Source organism: Cohnella cellulosilytica (genome assembly GCF_042431195.1).
GTDB lineage: Bacteria > Bacillota > Bacilli > Paenibacillales > Paenibacillaceae > Cohnella > Cohnella cellulosilytica.
In genome coordinates this window covers 162,306-184,125 of the sequence record NZ_JBHMDN010000011.1, presented here as the reverse complement: position 1 = coordinate 184,125, position 21,820 = coordinate 162,306, and the positions used below count along the sequence as shown (strand labels likewise).

Sequence of the window (21,820 nt, the reverse complement as noted above, 5' to 3'; positions counted from 1 at the left end):
AGGAGATTTTTTTATGGATGGACAGGTAAAACAATTAACAATTACCATAATTAGTAACATATAGCTTGTCTTTTTTTATGTCAGGTTTTACGCATGGCTAGTGCATTAGCGGTCTGGCGCACCGTTATTTCGTCTATCCTGCCGATATGAGCCCATTAGTGGTCTGGCGCACCGTTATTCCGGTGATTCTGCCGAAATCAGCCCGTTAACGGGCTGGCGCACCGTTATTCCGGTGATTCTGCCGAAATCAGCCCATTAGCGGTCTGGCGCACCGTTATTTCGTCTATTCTGCCGAAATCAGCCCATTAGCGGTCTGGCGCCAGAGCGGGGAAGGAGGGGCCGCGATTAAATGTGGGGAACGACCAGTCCGCCGTAGGCGAATGCGCACAGGATGACGAGAGCGGGATGGATCTTGCGCTTCTCCATCGCCCACAGCGCGATGACGGCGATCGGAATCGCCTGCCACCAGCCGAGGGCGGCAATCGACGTCCTACCCATCTGCCAGGTCAGCAGAAGCATCATGACGGCGATGACCGGCTGCACGAGCAGCGTCATGCCTTTGACGACGGAGGAGTGGCGATACCGCGCCATCAATCTGAGCAGCACGATGAGCATGATGGCGGAGGGGACGACGGTGGCGGCCAGCGCGACGAGCGCGCCGCCGACGCCGGCGACGTCGAAGCCGACGAAGGCGGCGATCTTGGTGGCGATCGGACCGGGCAGCGTGTTGCCCAGAGCGAGCAAGTTGGAGAATTCGGTATCGTTCGTCCAATGATAATGCGTCACGATCTCCTGGTACATCAGCGGAATCGAAGCCGGACCGCCTCCGTAGCCGAGCAGGTTGGACAGGAAAAAGCCGACGAACAGGTCGATCAAATCTTGCAGGTTCATGAAGCCTCTCCCTTGGCCTTCTTCTTGAATTTGTCCAGAACGCGATAATGTACGGCCCCATAGGCCAAAAACAGGGCGATGACGATGGCGGGATGGATCGGCACGACCTGCAGCAGCAGGAACGATATCGCGCAGAAGACGACTACCATTCCTCTGCCGAGGCCCTGATACGCTTTCTTGGCAAATTCGTAAGCCATGACGCCGAGCATGACCGCGATCACGGGCATAACCGCGGCGATCATGCCTTGAACGACTGGGGAATGGCTTAGAAAGTTTACAAAAGAGAGCAGGGCGATCATCGCGACGCAGGAAGGCAGAATGTGGGCGAGAATGGCGACGATGGCGCCGAGCACGCCTTTCTCGCGGTAGCCGAGATAAGCGGCCATCTTCGTGGCGATCGGCCCCGGGAGCGCATTGGCGATCGCCAGCGTCTCTCCGAACTCGTCGTCGTTCATCCAGCGGCACTTGACGACGGCTTCGTGCCGGATGAGCGGGATGACGGACGGGCCGCCTCCGTAGCCCAGAATGCCCGTTTTGCCCATCGCCCACGCAAGCTGAGCGTATTTTTTCCCGGAATGTCCTTCCACGTTTACAACCTCATTCCCATGCGGCTTTTGTAGCGGGTAATCAGCACCTGACAATCGACGCTGACGACGCCGGGGAGCTTATACAGCTTCTCGTTCAGAAACTGCTCCATCTCCGTATTGTTCGTGAATAACGCGTGCATATGCAGCTTGCTCGGGCCGGTCATATGGTACAGGCTCGTGACGACGGGCTCGCCGGCCAAGGCGTCCGCCACGCTCTGCAGGCTCCTAGGCTCTACCTCCACGTTAAAGAAGGCCGATACGTGAATGCCGATTTTCTCCGGATTGATGACGGCCGTAAATCTCTCGATGACGCCATCATCCATCAAAGCGTTAATGCGTGTCTGGATCGCCACGCGGGACAACCCGATTTCCTTGGCCAGATCGGTGTAGGAGATTCGCCCGTTGGCGTTCAGAGCCTTGATGATCTGCCGATCGATATCGTCTATGGGCATGGGGATACCGCCTTTCCTGTCTATCCTCGAATGACGTCTGTTAGAGGTTCGGATATTCTTCTAAAGGGAAGATAATAATTGATTTTATTTTCGATACGTAATAATATAACTCTAATTTCTCTCGTTAACAACAATATAATGCGTAAAATGGCTGCGAAATGATAAATGAGGGGGGCTTTCGATGGGTTATGCAGCGGGCGCGTCGGATCGGGTGCCTGTCGAGGAATCGTCGGCGGGATGGAGCAGACGGGTCGTATCTACGCAGAAGGTGGTTGAACGAATCAAGGGATAAATCGCTCTTGCAGAGGAGAGGGCGGAGTGCCGCGCTCGTCCGGATGGCGTGACGAGCGCGGGGAAGGGCATGGCTTATTCAGACCGAAGATTGACGTCGCTTCGTTCCCGATTGGAGCGGGCAATGGCGGATTCGAGAAGGAGCGCTTGCAGACCGTCTTCGCCGGAAGCGCTGTCCGTCTCCAAGCCGTTCAGACGTTTCACCCAGTTGTCGATGGACCGGTGAAAAGTATGCTCGAGAGTCAAGGGGCCCGGAAGGAAGCGTTCGTCCTGGTTCTCGAGTTGAACTCTCATCTCGCCGTTGATGGAATCGACATTCATGTCGCGGATCAGAATGCGTCCTTTCGCGCCGGTCACTTCCACTTCCATCAGCGGGAACGCGAAGGAGCGGTGACTGGCCGTCAAGGTGACCAGAGTTTTGCCGGCGCGCAGGACGGTTGCTTCGTTGTAAGACGGGATATACAGCATCTCATGAGCCAGGTTCCACGGATAATGGCGCTCCGAATCGATTTCCGTCAACGTGGCGTTCAGACCGTCCATATCGCCGAACAGATAGCGAATCAAATCGAGCGCGTGATGATGGCAGTAGGCGTGGACTTGGAACGACGCCGTTTTGATCTCGCCGATGACGCCCGAATCCAGCTTTTCCTTCAACAGCCGGATGCTGTCGATGAACCGATAATTGTAATTGACGCCCAGCAGCCTGTTGTGTTTGCGGGCCGTATTGAGCATGGCGCGTCCGGCATCCAGGCTGTGCGCCATCAATTTCTCGGACAGGACATGGCAGCCGTGTTCAAGAGCGAACAAGGCGGGCTGCTCGTGATCGTACTCCCGCGTGCAGACGGAGACGAAGTCCGGCTTTTCGGCCGCGATCAGCTCCTCGTACGACGCGTAGGCGCGTCCCCCCGTTTGAGCCGTTAACGCTTCCGCCTTGGACAGGTCGATATCCGCCGCTCCCACAAATTCGACTCCCGGCAATTTGACGTATCCGCCGGCGTGCTGGCTCCCCGCTCCGCCGCAGCCGATAACGGCCGCTTTTCTCTTAATCATGATTCGCTCCTCCCCATACGGATTCAATCGCCGTTTTGCAGCGGACGGATGCTTCTTCCACGGAGAAGGCCACGTTCGGAAGATCGATATACTCGACCGCGACGCGGCCCTCGTACCCGGCGTCCCGGAGCCCGTTCCTCCAGCGCTCAAGCTCGAGCAATCCTTCCCCGTAGGGCATTTGAATTCGCTCCCAGGTTCTTCCGCAGTCTCGTATATGCACATGCCTCACATAGGGCATGAGCGGACCGGTACGATTTTCGGAGCCGTTGCAATAATAATGGGAGACATCCAGAGTGAGTCCGAGACCTTCGACCTCGCGCACGAGCTTCAGGGCGTCCTCGGGCTGCTCCGTCATGGAGAACATATGGGTTTCCAGGGACGCCTGGACGTCTCTGGCCGCGAAAATGCCGACAAGCTTGCGCAGACGTTCGACTTCCTGCTCGAAATCGGCCTCGGCCGACCCGGGATTGATCGTCACCACCCGAACCGACAGCTCGGAGGCAAGAGCGGCAATCGCGGCCGCTTCCTCCAGCCCGTTGTCGCCGAGCCCCGCGTTAAACGCTACCGGCGTCAGATCGTATTTTCGCAGCAAAGCTTTAAGACGCGCGGATTCCCGCTCATAGTCGCTCACGAGATTTTGCGGCCGCAGATCGCACCAGCTCTGGATGCCGAGCTCGACGAGATGAAACCCCATTTTACCGACCAGGGCCAGCGCTTCCTCCAAGGAGCCCGCCGACCGGACGAGCGTTGTACCGACAGCTTCCATTTTGTCATCCTCCTTCTTGATGGGTACAAGAGGATTGTACATAACGGAATCCCGATTTACTTGGATGATCTGACAGATCAATAAGGCGATCTGATTCGCCCATGCTTAAGAGACATGCGCTCAGCGGCGGCTGCGATACTCTCTCGGCGATATGCCCATATGCTTGCGGAAGGTTTTGTTGAAAAAGCTGATATCGTTAAATCCGGCCTCGTAGGCAATATCCAGCACTTTGCGATCCGTCTCCGCCAACAGCTCGCAGGCATGGCGGATTTGGAGCTCCTGCTTGTAATCGAGAAAGCTCTTCCCGACCGCTTCCTTGAACTGGGCCGTGAAGGAGGACACGCTCATTCCGCAAAGCCGGCTGATCTGCGCCAGGGCGATGTTCTGATGGTAGTGCTGTTCGATAAACTGCCGGGCGGGCTCGATTCGCTCGCGATCGTTGGAGACCGCGGGGGAATGCGCCGCCTGCGGCTGCAAATACCGGCTCAGCCAGACCAGGCATTCGATCCACCGCGTTTTGACGACGAGCCGATAGCCTTCTCTTTGCTCCTGATATTCGTCCAGAATGGCTTGCAGATGGCCTTCGATATTTCGTTTCTGGGATTCGTCCAGAGACTGGTGGGGAACAAAGGAGGCGTTCTTGCGGAGGAACGGGAGAAAATAAAAGAAATGCACGAAATGGGTCATCTGCAGCAGCACTTCAAGCTCTCTGCGCAGCAGATCCGAATCGAACAGAACGTTGTATACGATGGTGTCTTCGTCTTCCGCCCCATGATAGCTGTGGTACACATTCGGCTCAAGGACGAAAATATCCCCGCTGTTCAGCACGTAGCCGTGGCCGGCCATTTCATGGCGGGCATGTCCCTTAAGGACATAGACGAGCTCGATAAATTCGTGAGTGTGCGAAGGGATAGATTCTCCCCGGCCGATCGTATACCGATCGATGTGGAACGGAAATAACGGATCGCGAAAAAAAGACGCTTTGGAGCTGACCGACATGACGAACGATTCCTCCCGGCTTTGAAGATCGGCGTCGTCGTCGACGACGAGTATGACCTTGGCTTTCAACAGCGATCCCCCTCGATTCCCAAACAATGAATACAGCTTGATTTTATCATGATTTGTCGAAAAAAATATCGCGCTGCCCGAATAAAGTTATGATAAGGAGGAAGGAATTCCGCCGGCGACGGATCGTCCGCGGCCGTCTTGCAACCACTATAGACCGGGAATTGTGTCGTTTTTCATCGCACTTTACCTCCATTTTACTTGGGCTGGTTATCGTATCTACTACCAAGTTTATTATGGAGGTTTATCGAAATGTGGTTTTCCGTACAGAGACTCTCTCGCGTTTGGCTCGTTCAGTTGATCGGACTGGTGCTGTGGGCGGCCGTCCCGCTGCATCCCGTCGCGGCGGTGTCGGCCTTCGCCGACGGCGACGGTTCGCCCGGCAACCCGTATTTGATCGAGAATGCCGATCAATTCAACGAAATTCGCAACAATCTCGGCGCTTCCTACAAGCTCATGCAAAATATCGATTTATCCTCCTATGCTTCGGCGGACGGAGGGAAGGGCTGGAAACCGATCGAGGGCCCATTTTCCGGACAACTGGACGGGGACGGCCATTGGATTACCGGCTTGGTCATTCGGCGCGGAGATGAAGGCAGGGTCGGATTGTTCCAGTATGTCGGCGGGCAAATCGACAATCTGAGCATCGTGGGAGCCGATGTCGTCGGGGGCAGCCAGACCGGGATTCTGGCCGGCTACATGTATCTGGGCACCGCGGATGACGTGCATGTCTCCGGGGAGCTGGAGGGCGAATCCTTTGTCGGAGGCCTGGTCGGCGAAATCCAGCACTCGCAGGTGCGTAATTCCGGCTCATCCGCAGCCGTCAAGGGAACCGGCACCCATGTGGGCGGGTTGATCGGAGCCGACACGAATTCAACCAACGGGAACATCATCATGAACAGCTACGCGGAAGGCGATGTCGAGGGACAAGGAACGTATACGGGCGGGCTCATCGGTCTTCTAATGACGGGGACGGTGGAAAGCAGCTACGCCTCGGGCAAGGTCGTCGGCGAGAACGAAGTGGGCGGGTTTGTCGGGAGCGTTTTTTATGGCAGCGTCATCCGGGACAGCTACGCGCTTGGCACGGTGCGCGGAAATTCGGCAGTCGGCGGATTCGCGGGCAATATCTACGAATCGGAGTTCAGCGACAGCTATTCCATAGGCGCCGTAACGGGCGACTCGAGCGTGGGCGGATTCGCCGGATACACCTACAACTGGACGTTTGATCGGTTGTACTGGAATTCCGACGCCTATTGGTCGGCTTTCGGTTTTAGCGCAGGAAGCATAACGGGAATTTCGAGCATCGACCTGTTCAAATCCGCGAGCTTTGGGGGCATGGATTTTGCCGGCAAGTGGGCGATTGCCGAGGGGAAGAGCTATCCTTACTTGCGGGAGAACGCTCCCTTATGGCTGACCGATCTGACTGTAATTCCCGACGCGGGCACGGCAGGGAACGTGGCGCCCGCTTGGCACGCCTTCGTTCATCAATACGATCTGAGCGTAACGGGCGACGTATACGCGTTAACCCCCGTTCCGTCCATGGCGAACGCGGATGCAATCGTGCAGGTGTCCGGAATGGACGGCCTGGAAGCCGGCACCCATACGGCGACGATATCGCTCAACGACCCCAAAGGGGTAAGGAGCCCGCAAGCGTATGCGATCAATATTCATAAGCTGACCTCGAACGATCTGTCCTCCGACGCAAGTCTGGCGGACTTGCGGATCGACGGAATCACAATTCCCGGATTCAGCGCGGGAACGTCCGCTTATACCGTTTATGTTCCGAATACAACGACCGACGCGACGATAACGGCGGCTCCGAATCATCCCGATGCGACGTACACGGTAACGGGCGGCAGCAATCTGCAAATGGGGGATAACGCCGTTGCGGTGACGGTGACCGCTTCCGACGGGACGACCCGGACGTATACGATTACGATTAATCGCAATCGTTTTGCAGGGGGCAGCGGAACGGAGGCTTCGCCTTACCTCGTCGAAAATGCCGAGCAGTTCAACGATATCCGCAATGATTATCAGAAAGCCTACCGTCTTATCGCGGACATCGATCTTTCCGACTATGCGTCCGCCAACGACGGAGCCGGCTGGGAGCCGATTTATTTCGAAGGGAAGCTGGACGGCAACGGGCACGCAATCAGGGGCTTAAAGATCGATCGGCCGTATGAGGATGTGGTCGGCTTGTTCCAATATATCTATATCGGCAGCGTATCCAACCTGGACATCGTTCAGGCTTCCGTAATCGGCAAGGACAGTGTCGGAATACTCGCAGGTCTGCACAATTCCAACACGGTTTCGAAGGTGCGGACTTCGGGGTCGGTTAAAGGGCGGAACAACGTGGGAGGCCTCGTCGGCAGCCTGCACAGCGGCACGATAAAGGCCAGCAGCTCCACGGCAGAGGTGGTCGGCAGCGGGGACGCCGTGGGCGGATTGGTCGGACAGGGCTATTCCGGCATTGAAACGAGCTACGCGGAAGGCAGTGCGCAAGGCGCGAACAAAGTCGGCGGATTGGTCGGAGAAGATATCGGCGGCACGATATCGAACAGCTTTGCGATCGGGGACGTCAAGGCGAATCTGGCTTCGGCCGGCGGCTTGATCGGAAGAAGCAGCCAGGGAACCTACACGAACGTCTATGCCGCGGGCAAGGTGCAAGGAAGCAGCGCGGTCGGCGGCCTGGTCGGCACCCGCGCGAGCTCGACCTTCACGAGAGGCTACTGGAATACGGAGACGACCGGACAAAGCGCGGCCGTCGGCTCCGGGGCCGTCACCGGGCTGACGGGATATACGACCGCCCAGATGAAAATCGGCTCCAGCTTCGGTGGCTGGGATTTCAGCGGCACGTGGAGCATTGCGCCGGCAACGACGCCTTATTTACGCGGCGCTCCGCTGCCGCTGTGGCTGACGGATTTGACCGTTACAGGCAATACGGGAGGCGCCGTCAGCGCTCCCGCGCCGGATAATCTGACGCGTTCCTCTGCGGTTGCGGTCGCGCACGACGTGCAAAGCGTAACCGTATCGGGAACGGCAATCGATCCTGCCGCGGTCGTTGCCGTAAGCGGAGGCTCCAATCTGTCCGTCGGCAATAATCCGATTACCGTAACCGTGACGGGAGCTAACGGAGATGTCGGCCGCGAATACGCGCTCAACGTTGTCCGCTCCGATCCTTCCGGAGCCGGCTTAAGCGGTATAACGCTGTCGGCGGGCACGCTTAGCCCGGCGTTCGCGGAGGCAACGACAAATTATACGGTCAGCGTTCCCTATGCGACGTCGGCTTTGACCGTTGCTCCTTACGCCGCGAACGTCGGGGCGACGCTTACAGTGAACGGCACGGGGGTCGACAGCGGCCAGGCCAGCGGAAATATCGGACTTGCCGCGGGCGCGAGCACGATCATCGCAATAGAGGTTACCTCCCAGGACGGCTCGAACACGAGAAGCTATACGTTGACGGTGAGCCGGGCGTCCGGCAGCTCGAACGCCAATTTGAGCGCGTTAACGACGACGGGCGGGGCGCTCAGTCCGACATTTAATGCGGCTACGATCGCTTATACCGCCGCCGGGGTATCCAACACGACTTCTACCATTACCGTGCGGCCGACAGCGGCGGACACGAACGCGACGCTGGCCGTCCGGGTTAACGACGGAACGTCCATCCCCGTGACGAGCGGTCAGAACAGCTCCGCGCTTGCCCTGAATGTCGGCGTGAATACGATCGAGATTACGGTAACGGCGCAGGACGGGACGGGAAAGAACTATGCCATCTCCGTAACGAGGGCGGCGAGCACGGTTGCCACGTTAAGCGGGCTCACGCTGTCTTCCGGATCGCTCAGTCCCGGCTTCCTCAGCAGTCGCACTGCGTATACGTCAACGGCAGCCAGCAGCTTCTTCAACGTAACCGTCAGGCCGACGGCTTCGAATTCGGGCGCGACGATTACAGCGACTGTCAACGGAGGCGATCCGGTAGCCGTCTCGAGCGGAACGGACAGCCCGGCTCTGCATTTGAACGCCGGCTCCAACACGATTCAAATTTACGTGCTGGCACAAGACGGGGTTACGTCGAGAACTTATACGATTACGGTGACACGCAGCGCCAGCACGGCGAGCGACTTGACGGCGTTCAGCTTCGAAGGGCTGTCTCCCGCGGTGACGGGCACGATCAGCGGCACGAATATTTCGTTGACCGTGCCTTACGGGACGAACGTCGGGGAATTGGTGGCGACCTTCGCGAGCTCGCCCGGGTCTGCGGTAACCGTCGAAGGCGCAGAGCAGACCAGCGGAGCGACGCCCAACGATTTCAGCTCCGCCGTCTCTTATAAGGTCACGGCGGAAAATGGCACGGCAAATCAAGTGTATACGGTGACGGTCGTTGTGGCGGCGAGTACGTCGAAGGACATGACGTCGTTCGGCTTTGAAGGATTGACGCCTCCGGTGACGGGCGCGATCACCGGAACGGACATCGCGGCGACCGTGCCTTACGGAACGGATGTCGGGGAATTGGTGGCGACGTTCGAGAGTACGGGAGCGTCGGTCGCGGTTGGGACCGACACTCAAGTGAGCGGAACGACGGCGAACGACTTTACGTTTCCGGTAACCTATACGGTGACTGCGCAGGACGGCAGTACGAAGGACTACACGGTGACGGTGAGCGTGGCGGCGAGTACGTCGAAGGATATGACGTCGTTTGGTTTCGCCGGATTGACGCCTCCGGTGACGGGCGTGATCAGCGGCACGAACATCGCGGCGACCGTGCCTTACGGAACGAACGTGAGGGGTTTGGTGGCGACGTTCGGGAGTACGGGAGCGTCGGTCGCGGTTGGGACCGAGACTCAAGCGAGCGGAACGACGGCGAACAATTTTACGTCTCCGGTAATCTATACCGTAACTGCGCAGGACGGCAGTACGAAGGACTATACGGTGACGGTGACCATAGCCGCAAACCCGTCGTCGGGCGGCGGCAATGGCGGCGGGGGGAGCAGCGGAGGCAATGGAGGGAGCGGCGGCGGGAATAACGACGGTCCTGCGGATAATGCGCCGACAGCCGACGACGAAATCATCATCAAAGCAGGGCAATCGGGAACCTTCAGCCGCGCAGGAGAAATAAGCCTGGTTGTTCCGGACGGATCAACGGAGCGGGATATGATCGTGCAGGTGAAAAAAATTACCGACGTATCGGGACTGCAGGCTAACGGCAAGACAATAATCGGTCCGGTGTACGAGCTGATTCCCAAATCGTCGGGAAATTTTACGAAGAAACTTTTGCTCCGGCTAAGCTTTAATCCCGCATTGTTAAGCAGCAGCCAGAGGCCGGCCGTTTTCTATTACGACGAGGAAGAGAAGGATTGGGTAGAGCTCGGAGGTGTCGTCGAAGGCAGCAGCCTCTCAGTCGAGATCGATCGTTGGGCCAAGTACGCGGTGCTGCCTGTCCGCGTGGATTCGGATAATGAGGCGACGTCTCGGCGGTTTAACGATGTAGAGGGACATTGGGCTGCGTCAGCCATCGTGCAGGCATCGGCTGCAGGAATCGCCTCCGGTTATTCGGACGGTACGTTCCGCCCGAATGCTCCGATCACAAGAGCGGAATTCGCGGTCATGCTGGTCAAGGCGCTCGGGATTCGGGGAGAAGGAACGGAATTGCGTTTCAGCGACAATTCGGCTATCGGCGGCTGGGCGAAGAATGAAATCGCCCTGGCGGTGAAAGCGGGAATTATCAGCGGCTATTCCAACGGCGCTTTCCGCCCCAACGCGCTCATTACGCGTGCCGAGATGGCGGTTATGCTGTCCAACGCGCAGCATGCGAAGCCGGAAACCAATGGATCGACAACCTTCGCAGACGATGCGGAAATCCCGGCATGGTCCAAGGGCGCGATCAGGTCGATCGCCGAGCAAGGAATCGTGCAAGGAAGAGGCGGCAACCGATACGCGCCTATGGCTACCGCCTCGCGCGCGGAAGCGATCGTCGTTCTCTTGAAACTTTCCCGGACTATCAATTGAAGGAGCTAGGCGCAATAACGGTTGCGCCTGCACATTACCCGCTCGTCTAATAAGCCGCAGCTTCCTCTTCCAGTGCGAAGAGCAGGCTGCGGCTTATTGTCGTTGCGGCTTTATTGGCCCGGATCGGGCCCCCCGTGAGAGGGTTAGGCCCGCCGCGCGGTTCTATTGAAAGCCCGATCGAGCCTGAGGGAGGGGGATAAGCCCGCTGCGCGAGGCACGATATGGGTCCGTACCCGAATGTCCGCGACACTAATAGCGCAGTAGCGCCCCCCCGCCCGTCTCGCCTCCGATCAGATCATCAACAGCTCCCGGATCTCTTCCTCGCTGATCGAGGACAGGGCTTCCTGGCCCGGTTCGATGACTTCGTCGATCAGATGTTTTTTGCGCTGCTGGAGCGCGTACATCTTCTCTTCCACCGTGTCTTGGGCGATCAGGCGCAGCACCTGGACGACGTTCTTCTGCCCCATGCGATGCGCCCGGTCCGCCGCTTGCTGCTCGACCGCCGGGTTCCACCACAGGTCATAGAGGATGACCGTGTCGGCGCCGGTCAGATTCAGTCCGGTTCCGCCGGCCTTCAGCGAGATCAGGAACAGCTCGCGCTCGCCATCGTTAAACCTGCTGCACAGGTCCACGCGCTCCGATGAAGGGGTCTGCCCGTCCAGGTAGAAAAACGATACGCCCTGATAGGCAAGCTCCCGGGAGATCATGCCCAGCATTTCCGTAAACTGCGAGAAGACGAGCATCCGCTTGCCCGCCCCGCGGCATTCTTCGATCAGCTCCAGCAGTTGATCGAACTTGGCCGAACCGCCCTCGTAGCCTTCGACGAACAAGCCGGGATGGCAGCAGAGCTGGCGAAGCCGGGTCAGCCCGGCCAAAATCTTAATTCGGCTGCGTCCGAAGCCCTCTTCGTCGAGATGCTTCAGCGTCTCCTTGCGCAGCTTGGCGAGGTAGCTCAAGTACAGCTTTTTCTGCTCGGGCAGCAGGACGGAGGATTGCACCGATTCGATTTTCTCGGGCAGCTCCGCGAGCACGTCGGTCTTCAGGCGGCGCAGCAGAAACGGCCGGATGCGCTTGGCGACGGCTTCCCGCGTAAGCTCCGAGAAGGTTCGGCGATCCTGGAACAGCTCCGGAAACACGACATCGCAGATCGACCACAGCTCCTCTAGGGAATTTTCGATCGGCGTACCCGTCAAAGCGAATCGATAACGGGCCTGCAAAGCTTTGACGGATTGGGCCGTCTGGGTCGCGTAGTTTTTGACCGCTTGCGCCTCGTCGAGAATCAACGCGTGAAAATAAGCCTGGGCATACGCCTCGACATCCTTGCGAAGCAAAGGATACGAGGTGATCAGCACGTCTATCCGGGAGAGCTGCGCCAAAATGCGCCCACGCTCGGTTTTGTCGCCGTCGGCGACGACCGCGCGAATCTCGGGGGCGAACTTGCGCAGCTCGTTCAGCCAGTTGTAGCTGAGAGAAGCGGGACAGACAATGATAGCCGACTGCCCGAGGCTGCGGATCTCGGGAAGAGCGGAGACGAGATAGGCGATGCTTTGCAGCGTTTTGCCCAATCCCATATCGTCCGCCAAAATGCCGCCAAACCGGTAATGAGCCAGCGTTCTGAGCCATTGGTAGCCGAATTTCTGGTAGTCTCGCATAATGGGGGCAAGGGAATCCGGAACAGGGAAATCAAGACTGTCCGGATTGCGCATATTGTCCAGCAGACTGCGCAGCGACTTGCCCAGCTTCAGAACGGGATCGCGGTTATCCCCGTCGATCAGGTGCAGCCCGCGTACGGCGGGAAGCTGGAACTCCGCGCCGGTCAGACTGCCCTTGTCTACCTTCATCACGGCGATAAAACGGTTGATCGCCTCGTAGTCGGGCGTCTCCAGCGGCATCAGCGCCCCGTTCGGAAGCTTGTAGTATCTCCTCTTGTCGCTCAGCGACAGGATCAGATTGCGAATTTCCGTCTCCGGCACGCCGTCCAGCTCGAATTTGCACTCCAGCCAATTGGTCCGCTCGTCTACATCGACGCGGATTCTTGGCGGGGCGTGCCCGACGTGAAGCCTGATTTTGATCGCCGTGGTCGCGTATACTTTCAGCAGCTTCTCAAGCTGCGGAATGATATGGTACAGAAAATCGTACTGCCCCTCCTCGTCCTCCATGAAGTAGCCGCTCTCCGTTTTCATGAAGTTCGCCTGCTCCATCAGATCGAGAATTCGCGCCTCCTTATCGCTCTCGCGCAGGAGAATACGGTTGATGCCGCGTCCCGAACCGCCGTTTTCCAGCGGATTGATGACGATGTCGCCGTAATGGAATTCGAGTCCGGCCAGCAGCCGGTCTCGTATGCGGTCCAAATACAGCTTCGCCTTCAGGGGCGCCTGAATGACCTGCTCGGAGACGGCCGGAGAGAGACAGACGCTGCCGAGGCCCATCAAGCCGGGCACGACTTTCTCCATAAACGGGGCCATTTGCTCGGACGAGACCCGGATGGTGCGGGCGTCTCGCGCGTTGGTCAGCATTTTTTGCAGCTCGAAAAGTCGTCTGCACGGCTCGGGCTTCAGCTTGAGCAGCGCGCCGTCGGCAAGGACAAGACCGTACGGTTCCAGTACGATAAGGCGATCGAGTCCTTGAACGTTGAGGCGATATCCCGCCGGCTCAGTCCCGGAGGCGCCGTCGTTCCGTTCAAGCTCGAACAGCAGCGGCATCGGCATGTCGGAGAAGCGGAGGCCTTCGTAAGAGAAGCCTTCGTATTCGAGTCTTACGGATGCCGCCTGGGTCAGCAGGGGAGCGAGCTCCTCCCACACGGTCGGCGGGATCAGCAGCGCGCGTTCTCCGCCGACCGGAGTCGCGTGAGCGGCGTAACCTCCCGAGGAGTCGCGGTACATTTTCTCGTTGCGTTGGAGTTCGATCAGCTGGCGAATGATGGCGTCGTTCGTCTCGTGAAAACAGTGCAGCTCCGGATCGTACGTAAAATATCTGGAGCATTCGTACCGTTCGCGCAGGGCGACACGTTCCAGAAAATCCCGAAGCTTCGGGACGACGTAAGTGCGTTTGGAGCCGATTTTCAGCTCGATGGAGAACATATTTTTGCGAAACCCGTAATGGAACAAGCTGACGATGAATTCCACGCCAAGCGGCTCGCGCGGATCGTAGATCGTCGACGCGCGGCTGGGGCGTACGGGCTTGGGGGCGAACAAATCGAGCATAACGTTCGTTAGCGCGGCATCCGTAGAGGCGCTGGAAGCTGCCGTACCGTTTGAGGAGCCGGGCCGGCCCGACTGGCTCAAGCGATTGGGGCGAGCTGCGGATTGCGCAATGCTCCTGGACGGCTTGGCGGCTGCGGCGGACGGTCCCGATTGTTGAAGCTCGTACAGGCTCAGCAGCGTGGCGGCGATATGGCGGCAGCTTTGGCTGGCGGACAGGTTAAGGCTGAGGCATTCGCAATCGGTGCGGATGTCCCCGTTGTCGTCGGCGCGAATATCGACGCGAAATAGCGAGTGCGTGCCTTTAACCGTCGCCGAGCAGATGCGAAGCTCCGGATCGTATTCGGCGATCGTCACTTTGCCCGCGCGGCAGTCGGCTTCTCCCCGTTCGTAGGAATAGGCGCCGCATATCGTTTTGATCGTTCGTTTCGTCAATTGGAAGCTCATAAGCTGGACTCCTGATTTGATCTTGTTGTCCCCATGATACCAGAAATCGTCGGGGGCGACGAACTTAGATCGGCACGGCGTTGCGTTCGGGAGGGGGTTCCATGGGGGCAAAAAAGAGGCAGGCGTTATGCCTGCCCCTTCCCGGACCGAGCTGCGGGAAAACGCCGTAACTGCTTATTTCGCGGTCAAATTGATGTGATCCAGATGGGTATTATCGTTGAAAATAAAGGATAACACGTAATCTCCGCGGTTATAGACGACTTTTTTCTGGACGAGCTTGCCGTTTTTTATCGTTTTCGTGGCAGCAGGAGCCCCCCAATTATGCATGAGCATTTTCAGGGTGATTCCTCCGATATTTGTTTGGCGCTCCACGTTCGTGCCGAAATAACGGAGCTCGCGTATTTTGTTCAGCTTATAGCTGACGGCATAGCCCGGGTGTCCCATTTCCGCATGGTAAATATCGAAGGCGTCGGAATCCTGGCCGGGAAGTTCGGGGTCGCCGATTTGCTTCCGCACCTCCTGGCGCGTGCTGACGCCGACGGTCAGACCGGCCATTGCTCCGGGAAATTGGCCCTTAAGCGCCGGTTTATAAAAGCTATTCAAGGTTTGCAGGGCTTGAGCTTGAGCCTGGGCCTGATCGTCTTTGACAGCAGCGGCCGCGGATGCGGTTTGGGGCGAGAACGAATGATCTGAAGCTCCGATGATCCCTAATGCTACCGCTGCCGATAAGAGCGCGGCGCCTGTCGACTTCTTGAGATGCTTCATAATGGATGTCCTCCCGTGATGTCTGAGTAAAAGCATGCATACGTACATAAAACGGGTTTTCGAATATAAAAGTTGCAAAGTTGACAGCGTCTCTTAAAACCAGGCCCATCTTTGGAGCGGGCTGCCAATGGCTGCAGCGCTGGGCGTTCGTTCATCTTTCGGCTGCCGATAACGGCACGCGCACAGTCGCATAGCCGCAGTTGCAGAAATACGAAAAAGCCCGCCGCTCTAAGGGAGCTGACAGGCCAATGCGAGAAAAATCCGCGTTCTCTATTCAGAAGAGGATAGGAAGCCCAAAAGGCATTTCGGAGAGACGGTTAAGCCCGTTCCGCCAGATCGGCCAGAGAGCGGAGCCGTTCTTTGCGTCCGGGCAGTTGGGAAAGAAAGATGCGCAGGTCGGGAAAATCGCTCAGGTTCAACGTATAGTAGACCCACTGACCGCGTTTCTCCTCGCTGATGAGTCCGGCTGTCCGGAGCTTGCGGAGATGCTGGCTCGCGTTGGGCTGGCTCGTGCCCAGCAATTCTACGATGTCCGAAACGCACAGGTCTTTTTCCTGCAGCAAGCCCAAAATAGCCAACCTCGTACGATCCCCCAGAAGCTTCAGCAGTTCCGCCATTTCTCCCAACCGATCGCTCATATTCCCCAACTCCTTTTGTTCGCCAGAACTCTATGATGCAAGCGATAGATTCGCACATAATGATATATTAATTTATATCATAAAAGACTAATGAGATAAAGGGTTGAGAGACATCTCAAATGTGTCCGGAGGGGGATGGAGGGATGCGAGAAAATAGGGCTGTGTGGCGTGCTAATGGCGAGGGAGAAGGGCGATCGGGTGGAGATAGAGCCGTGTGGCGTGCCAATGGCGGACGGAAGGCCAGGGCGGCTTCTTGCTTCTTGCCGAACATGCGCCGCCCGAATGCGCGCCGCTGCCGCGACGTCCTCAGTCGGCAGCGGCATCAAGCGGATTTAATGCGGTTAAAGAAGCCGGAGATGGCCATTTCGGCGGCACCCATTATGGCAGAGCGCTCTCCGAGCTCGGCGAACAGGAATTGCGCTTTGCGCAGATGGAAGCCAAGCGCCCGCTGCACGACGGTTCGGCGCAGGGCGTCCTCCAGCCAGGGACGGGCCTGACTGATGCGGTTGCCGATGATGACGGCGTCGGGGTTGAAGATGTTGACGATGTTGGCAATTCCGATGCCCAAATACTCGCCGATGCCGGCGAACAGCTCCTGAACGTCTTGTCTCCCCGACCTGGCCGCGGCCAGCAATTGCTCCAAGTCGTCGAAGCCGAGCGGCGCAGCCTGCTTCAGCAGCGCCTGCTCCGAGGCATACAGCTCCCAGCAGCCCCGGTTGCCGCAGGTGCAGCTTTGGCCATGGGCTTCGATAGACAGATGTCCCATCTCTCCCGAAAAGCCCGTTGCGCCCTTATAGAGCGATTTGTTCAAAATCAGTCCGGTGCCGATTCCGATGCCGACGCTGACGTAAACCAGATTGGCGATGCTGCGTCCGGCTCCGTGTTTTTGCTCGCCAAGCGCGCCCGCGTTGGCTTCGTTGTCGATGGTGACAGGCAGGCCGAAGCGCTCGGACAACTGGCGCTGCAGCGGAACGTCCCGCCATTTCAGGTTCGGGGCGAACAGAATCGTTCCGTCCTCGTCGACCAGGCCGGGAACGCCGACCCCGATGCCGACGATTCCGTAAGGACTGGCCGGAGCCTCGGCGATCAGCGCTTCGACGCAGCCGCACAACTGCTCGAATACCGCTCCGGGCTCGGAATTCCGAAGAACGGACGTTTTCTCGACAACGATGGCGCCGCGCATATCGACGAGCGCGCCGCGAATATAGTTGACGCCGAGATCGATGCCAATGGCGTAGCCGGCCGCGGCGACGAATTCGAGCATGACCGGCTTGCGCCCGCCGCTCGATTGGCCCGTTCCGATCTCCCGCACGAGCGAGCCGTCGATCAGATCCTGCACCAGGCTGGAGACGGTCGCCTTGTTGAGCCCGGTCTGCTCGGAGATTTGCGCACGGTACAGCGGGGCTCCCCGCAATATACATTCCAGCACGATGGCCGTATTGATTCGTTTAATGAGCGCTTGATCGCCCGTAGGTGTCGTCATGGCGGGGCAGAAGCTCCTTGAATATGAATAATTTTTTAAAATACATTAAGCCATCCATAATTATATCCTCATTGTCCTGTCGATAGTAGGGGCTATTTAATGCTCGCAAATATCGAGGCCATCCCGGTTGGTTATTATTGACAATATAACTTCCAAGGCATAAAATATAACTCAAAAGGCATAATGAATAGAGAAGGGGATTGCTGGAAAAATGGACTTTGAGTTTTATTATACAGAAAGGGGGAACTCGGATGTTAAGGAGTGGTTAGACGATTTGGTTGAGAAAGCAAATGCCGGTGATCGGGATGCACAGGAATTAGTAAAGAACTTTTACTATTGTGTCAGTCTTGCGTTTGAAGGAATGCCATATAGTCGCCCCCTTACGAAGGGAATGTTTGAACTTCGGCCAAGCAACAGCGCAGAATGGCACAGAATTCCTTATATCATTTGGCGGAACAAGCTACTCCTCTTGTCCGAATTCCGAAAGAAGTCCGGCAAGACATCCCCCGAAGAAATAAAAAAAGCGATTCGGCGAATGAAAGATTGGATACGGCGCTATGGAAAGTAAGGGTTGAGAGGATATTTGATCTCCGTTAAAAACAATCGAGGTGACAGCATAATGTCCAACTGGGAAGAATTCAAAAAAAGTCTGAACTTTATGAGCGATATTGAAAAGCAAGCTATTGAAGAGACCGCCAAGGCGGTTAACGGATGCGTGGTACTGCGAAAACAACTGGGCATTACCCAGGTCCAACTCGCAGAAATCACGGGTCTTTCGCAGCCTGTCATTGCCCGAGTAGAGAGTGGCAAAGTTCTCCCAGAATACAAAACTGTGATGAAGATCTTGCTTGCGCTCCAGCATATCCAAAGCATAAGGGAACAAGCGGCTGCAGAAAGCCTTCAACACGTTTAAAGAGGTTGTTCCCAAAATCCAATTTTGATTACGGAGCGAATCAGGAAGCGGACTGGAATTTTGAATTCAGCCGGGTCAATTTCTGTCGCCAAAACGTTAAAAAACGCAAGGCGGCAGATCCTTCCCCCGCGAATAACGGCCGCTTTAGTTCCGATTTTCCGAGGCAGGATATTTTGATGACAGAAGTAAAAAGCGGAAAAACCTTCGTGGCCCTGCAGCTATCCAAAACAAGGATCTCCTTCACTCGCTCAAACTTAGTTTATTGGATAGACAAACTAAGTTCGAGGTGGTATGCTGTTATCAGGTTACAAAACTGACACCGCTTTCAAGGAGGCCTATATCCGTTATGAGCAAATTCCCTAACGTTCCCAAGATCCAGTACGAAGGACGCGATTCGCAAAATCCGTTCGCATTCCGTCATTACAACCCGCAAGAGGTCGTGTTCGGCAAAACGATGGAGGAGCATCTGCGCTTCGCCGTCGCTTATTGGCACACGTTTAACGCCAACGGCAGCGATCCGTTCGGCGCCGGCACGGCGGTTCGGAGCTGGGATTCCCTTGCTCCGCTGGACAAGGCGAAAGCCCGCGTGGAAGCCAACTTCGAGCTGTTGGAGAAGCTGAACGTTCCGTTCTACGCTTTCCACGATGCGGACATCGCTCCGGAAGGCGCTACGCTGGCCGAGACGAACAAAAATCTCGATGTCATCGTCGCCATGCTGAAGGATTATCAGAAGTCGACGGGCAAGAAGCTGCTCTGGAACACGGTCAACCTGTTCACGAACCCGCGCTACGTTCACGGCGCCGGCACGACGAGCAACGCCGAGGTGTTCGCTTACGCGGCGGCTACGCTGAAAAAAGGACTTGAGGTCGGCAAAGAGCTCGGAGCCGAAAACTATGTTTTCTGGGGCGGCCGCGAAGGCTACGAATCCCTGCTGAACACCGATATGAAGCTGGAGCTCGACAATCTGGCGCGTTTCCTGCACATGGCGGTGGATTACGCGAAGGAAATCGGCTTCGACGCCCAGTTCCTGATCGAGCCCAAGCCGAAGGAGCCGTCCAAGCATCAATACGATTTCGACGCGGCTACGGCGATTGCGTTCCTGCAAAACTACGGCCTGAAGGACCACTTCAAGCTGAACGTCGAAGCGAACCACGCGACGCTGGCCGGCCACACGTTCGAGCATGAGCTCCGCGTAGCCCGCATCAACGGCATGCTCGGCTCCATCGACGCGAACCAGGGCGACCTGCTGCTCGGCTGGGATACGGACGAATTCCCGACCGATCTCGTGTCCACGTCGCTGGCGATGTACGAGATTTTGAAGAACGACGGCCTGGGCCGCGGCGGCGTCAACTTCGACGCGAAGGTACGCCGTTCGTCCTTCGAGGACGAGGACTTGTTCCTTGCCCACATCGCCGGAATGGACACCTATGCCCGCGGTCTGAAAGCGGCGGCGAAGCTGATCGAAGAGCGCGTGATCGACGACATCGTGGCCAAGCGTTACGCCAGCTTCGGCGAAGGCATCGGCGCCGACATCGTATCCGGCAAAGCGACGTTGAAGTCGCTGGAAGCGTACGCGCTGCAAGCGAAGCCGATTCGCAACGAATCCGGTCGTCTGGAGCAGATCAAAGCCAACCTGAACGACATTATTTTCGGCGTATAAGAAGGAGACCTCTCCATGAAATATGTCATTGGCGTAGATTTGGGAACGAGCGCGGTCAAGACGCTGCTCGTCGGGCAGGACGGCGTCGTGTACGCCGAAGCGACCCGGGAATATCCGCTCTACCACGATAAAGCCGGGTGGAGCGAGCAGGACCCCGAGGATTGGGTGACGGGTACGACCGCCGCGCTGCGCGATCTGCTGGCCGGCTCCCGCACCGATCCGGAAGACGTCGAAGGGATCAGCTTTTCGGGCCAGATGCACGGACTCGTGCTGCTGGACGGGTACGACAAGCCGGTCCGCAGGGCGATTCTGTGGAACGATACGCGCACGACGGAGCAATGCCGCGAGATCGAGCGGACGCTCGGAGACAAGCTGCTGTCCGTGACCCGCAATCCTGCGCTGGAGGGTTTCACGCTGCCCAAGCTTCTGTGGGTGAAGCGGCATGAGCCCGAGGCTTACGCGAAAGCGGCGAGCTTCCTGCTGCCCAAGGATTATGTGCGGCTGCGCCTTACCGGCGAGAAGCATATGGATCTGTCGGACGCGGCGGGCACGCTGATGCTCGATGTCGCGGGCCGCGTCTGGAGCGAGGACGTGCTGGGCGCGTTCTCGATTCCGTCCGGCTTCTGCCCGCCGCTCGTCGAAGCGGGAGCGCACGTCGGCGGTCTGACCGCCGAAGCGGCGAGCGCGACCGGGCTGCGGCAGGAGACGAAGGTGTTCGCGGGAGGCGCGGACAACGCCTGCGGAGCGATCGGGGCGGGCATTCTGTCGCCGGGGCTGACGCTGTGCAGCATCGGAACGTCGGGCGTCGTGCTGACGTACGAAGAGGACGCTTCCGCCGATTACCGGGGGAAGGTGCACTTCTTCAACCACGGGAAGCCGAACGCCTTCTACGCGATGGGCGTCACGCTCGCCGCGGGCTACTCGCTCAGTTGGTTCCGCAACACGTTCGCCAAGGGAGAATCGTACGACGCGATGCTGCAGGGCGCGGAGGAGATTCCGGCGGGCTCGAACGGCTTGCTGTTCACGCCTTATATCGTCGGAGAGCGGACGCCGCATGCCGATGCGAAAATCCGCGGCAGCTTCATCGGCGTAGACGGAAGCCATACGAGAACGCATTTCGCCCGGGCGGTCATGGAGGGCATTACGTTCTCCCTGAACGAGTCGATCGAGATGTTCCGCGCGGCAGGCAAAACGGTCGACAAAGTCGTATCGATCGGCGGCGGAGCGAAAAATCCGCTCTGGCTGCAGATGCAGGCCGACATTTTCAAGGCCGACGTAGTTTCGCTCGAGAACGAGCAGGGACCCGGACTCGGAGCGGCGATGCTGGCCGCGGTCGGCTGCGGCTGGTTCCCGTCGCTGGACGCATGCGGCGCGACGTTCGTGAAGCACGCGCGCGTATACCGTCCGAACGAGACGGCCAGCGCCCGTTACGGGCAGCTGTTCGAGCTTTATCGCCAGGTGTACGCTCAGACGGCGGATATCAACCATGCGCTGTACGCTTTTCGAAACTAGTGTAATCGGATAAAATAATAGATGGGCAAGGGATGCCTCCCTTTCCTTCAAGAGCCTTCGCAATTCCCGGCCGGTAAACGGGAGAGGGCTCTTTTTA

The 21,820-nt window shown here is 57.8% G+C and carries 15 protein-coding genes; 5 read left to right on the top strand and 10 right to left on the bottom strand.

Features of this window, described 5'->3' with window-relative positions:
* Positions 1-345: 345 nt before the first annotated feature.
* The 6 genes from chrA to ACFFT4_RS08370 form a co-directional block, all read right to left on the bottom strand.
* Complete coding sequence (gene chrA, locus ACFFT4_RS08395) at positions 346-891, bottom strand: chromate efflux transporter ChrA (protein ID WP_378046692.1); 546 nt, start codon at positions 889-891, stop codon at positions 346-348.
* Positions 888-1,478: a chromate efflux transporter ChrB gene (gene chrB, locus ACFFT4_RS08390; protein WP_378046690.1), complete on the bottom strand. Its 591-nt coding sequence runs from the start codon at positions 1,476-1,478 to the stop codon at positions 888-890. The genes chrA and chrB overlap by 4 nt, the downstream gene beginning before the upstream one ends.
* A gap of 2 nt (positions 1,479-1,480) precedes the next feature.
* Positions 1,481-1,930 (bottom strand): chromate efflux transcriptional regulator ChrS, encoded by a 450-nt coding sequence (gene chrS / locus ACFFT4_RS08385; RefSeq protein ID WP_378046688.1) that lies wholly within the window; start codon positions 1,928-1,930, stop codon positions 1,481-1,483.
* 366 nt (positions 1,931-2,296) lie between these two features.
* On the bottom strand, positions 2,297-3,271 hold the full coding sequence (locus ACFFT4_RS08380; RefSeq protein WP_378046687.1) for a Gfo/Idh/MocA family protein: 975 nt from the start codon (positions 3,269-3,271) through the stop codon (positions 2,297-2,299).
* A complete protein-coding gene (locus ACFFT4_RS08375; protein WP_378046686.1) occupies positions 3,264-4,037 on the bottom strand; it encodes a sugar phosphate isomerase/epimerase family protein in 774 nt (257 codons plus the stop codon). Before ACFFT4_RS08375 ends, ACFFT4_RS08380 begins: the two co-directional genes overlap by 8 nt.
* Positions 4,038-4,157: 120 nt before the next feature.
* Complete coding sequence (locus ACFFT4_RS08370; RefSeq protein WP_378046684.1) at positions 4,158-5,105, bottom strand: AraC family transcriptional regulator; 948 nt, start codon at positions 5,103-5,105, stop codon at positions 4,158-4,160.
* A gap of 249 nt (positions 5,106-5,354) precedes the next feature.
* On the opposite strand from ACFFT4_RS08370, the gene ACFFT4_RS08365 reads away from it, so the two are divergent.
* Positions 5,355-11,105: a cadherin-like beta sandwich domain-containing protein gene (locus ACFFT4_RS08365; protein ID WP_378046682.1), complete on the top strand. Its 5,751-nt coding sequence runs from the start codon at positions 5,355-5,357 to the stop codon at positions 11,103-11,105.
* 290 nt (positions 11,106-11,395) lie between these two features.
* Here the strand turns inward: ACFFT4_RS08365 and ACFFT4_RS08360 are convergent, their stop codons facing one another.
* The 4 genes from ACFFT4_RS08360 to ACFFT4_RS08345 form a co-directional block, all read right to left on the bottom strand.
* The gene (locus tag ACFFT4_RS08360; protein ID WP_378046679.1) at positions 11,396-14,752 is read right to left on the bottom strand and encodes an SNF2 helicase associated domain-containing protein; all 3,357 of its coding nucleotides are present in this window, start codon (positions 14,750-14,752) and stop codon (positions 11,396-11,398) included.
* A 174-nt stretch (positions 14,753-14,926) separates the two neighbouring features.
* Positions 14,927-15,517, bottom strand: a complete 591-nt coding sequence (locus tag ACFFT4_RS08355; protein WP_378046678.1) for a YjgB family protein — start codon at positions 15,515-15,517, stop codon at positions 14,927-14,929.
* Between the two features lie 317 nt (positions 15,518-15,834).
* Positions 15,835-16,155: an ArsR/SmtB family transcription factor gene (locus ACFFT4_RS08350; protein WP_378046676.1), complete on the bottom strand. Its 321-nt coding sequence runs from the start codon at positions 16,153-16,155 to the stop codon at positions 15,835-15,837.
* A 322-nt stretch (positions 16,156-16,477) separates the two neighbouring features.
* The gene (locus ACFFT4_RS08345) at positions 16,478-17,638 is read right to left on the bottom strand and encodes an ROK family protein (RefSeq protein WP_378046674.1); all 1,161 of its coding nucleotides are present in this window, start codon (positions 17,636-17,638) and stop codon (positions 16,478-16,480) included.
* 211 nt (positions 17,639-17,849) lie between these two features.
* Here ACFFT4_RS08345 and ACFFT4_RS08340 point away from each other — a divergent pair, with 211 nt between their 5' ends.
* The 4 genes from ACFFT4_RS08340 to xylB all read left to right on the top strand — a co-directional run bounded on the left by ACFFT4_RS08340 (position 17,850) and on the right by xylB (position 21,723).
* Positions 17,850-18,206: a type II toxin-antitoxin system RelE/ParE family toxin gene (locus ACFFT4_RS08340; protein ID WP_378046672.1), complete on the top strand. Its 357-nt coding sequence runs from the start codon at positions 17,850-17,852 to the stop codon at positions 18,204-18,206.
* Between the two features lie 51 nt (positions 18,207-18,257).
* The gene (locus ACFFT4_RS08335) at positions 18,258-18,551 is read left to right on the top strand and encodes a helix-turn-helix domain-containing protein (RefSeq protein WP_378046670.1); all 294 of its coding nucleotides are present in this window, start codon (positions 18,258-18,260) and stop codon (positions 18,549-18,551) included.
* A 346-nt stretch (positions 18,552-18,897) separates the two neighbouring features.
* Entirely contained in the window at positions 18,898-20,211 is a 1,314-nt protein-coding gene (xylA, locus tag ACFFT4_RS08330) for a xylose isomerase (RefSeq protein ID WP_378046668.1), read from the top strand.
* Between the two features lie 15 nt (positions 20,212-20,226).
* Entirely contained in the window at positions 20,227-21,723 is a 1,497-nt protein-coding gene (xylB, locus tag ACFFT4_RS08325) for a xylulokinase (protein WP_378046666.1), read from the top strand.
* Positions 21,724-21,820 lie beyond the last annotated feature (97 nt).

Excerpts from the sequence above, each read along its gene's own strand:
- ACFFT4_RS08335 (WP_378046670.1), top strand. The coding sequence starts at position 18,258 with ATGTCCAACTGGGAAGAATTCAAAAAAAGTCTGAACTTTATGAGCGAT.
- ACFFT4_RS08340 (WP_378046672.1), top strand. The coding sequence starts at position 17,850 with ATGGACTTTGAGTTTTATTATACAGAAAGGGGGAACTCGGATGTTAAG.
- xylA (WP_378046668.1), top strand. The coding sequence starts at position 18,898 with ATGAGCAAATTCCCTAACGTTCCCAAGATCCAGTACGAAGGACGCGAT.
- ACFFT4_RS08360 (WP_378046679.1), bottom strand. The coding sequence starts at position 14,752 with ATGAGCTTCCAATTGACGAAACGAACGATCAAAACGATATGCGGCGCC.
- chrA (WP_378046692.1), bottom strand. The coding sequence starts at position 891 with ATGAACCTGCAAGATTTGATCGACCTGTTCGTCGGCTTTTTCCTGTCC.
- ACFFT4_RS08375 (WP_378046686.1), bottom strand. The coding sequence starts at position 4,037 with ATGGAAGCTGTCGGTACAACGCTCGTCCGGTCGGCGGGCTCCTTGGAG.
- ACFFT4_RS08365 (WP_378046682.1), top strand. The coding sequence starts at position 5,355 with ATGTGGTTTTCCGTACAGAGACTCTCTCGCGTTTGGCTCGTTCAGTTG.
- chrS (WP_378046688.1), bottom strand. The coding sequence starts at position 1,930 with ATGCCCATAGACGATATCGATCGGCAGATCATCAAGGCTCTGAACGCC.
- ACFFT4_RS08355 (WP_378046678.1), bottom strand. The coding sequence starts at position 15,517 with ATGAAGCATCTCAAGAAGTCGACAGGCGCCGCGCTCTTATCGGCAGCG.
- ACFFT4_RS08380 (WP_378046687.1), bottom strand. The coding sequence starts at position 3,271 with ATGATTAAGAGAAAAGCGGCCGTTATCGGCTGCGGCGGAGCGGGGAGC.
- ACFFT4_RS08345 (WP_378046674.1), bottom strand. The coding sequence starts at position 17,638 with ATGACGACACCTACGGGCGATCAAGCGCTCATTAAACGAATCAATACG.
- ACFFT4_RS08350 (WP_378046676.1), bottom strand. The coding sequence starts at position 16,155 with ATGAGCGATCGGTTGGGAGAAATGGCGGAACTGCTGAAGCTTCTGGGG.
- xylB (WP_378046666.1), top strand. The coding sequence starts at position 20,227 with ATGAAATATGTCATTGGCGTAGATTTGGGAACGAGCGCGGTCAAGACG.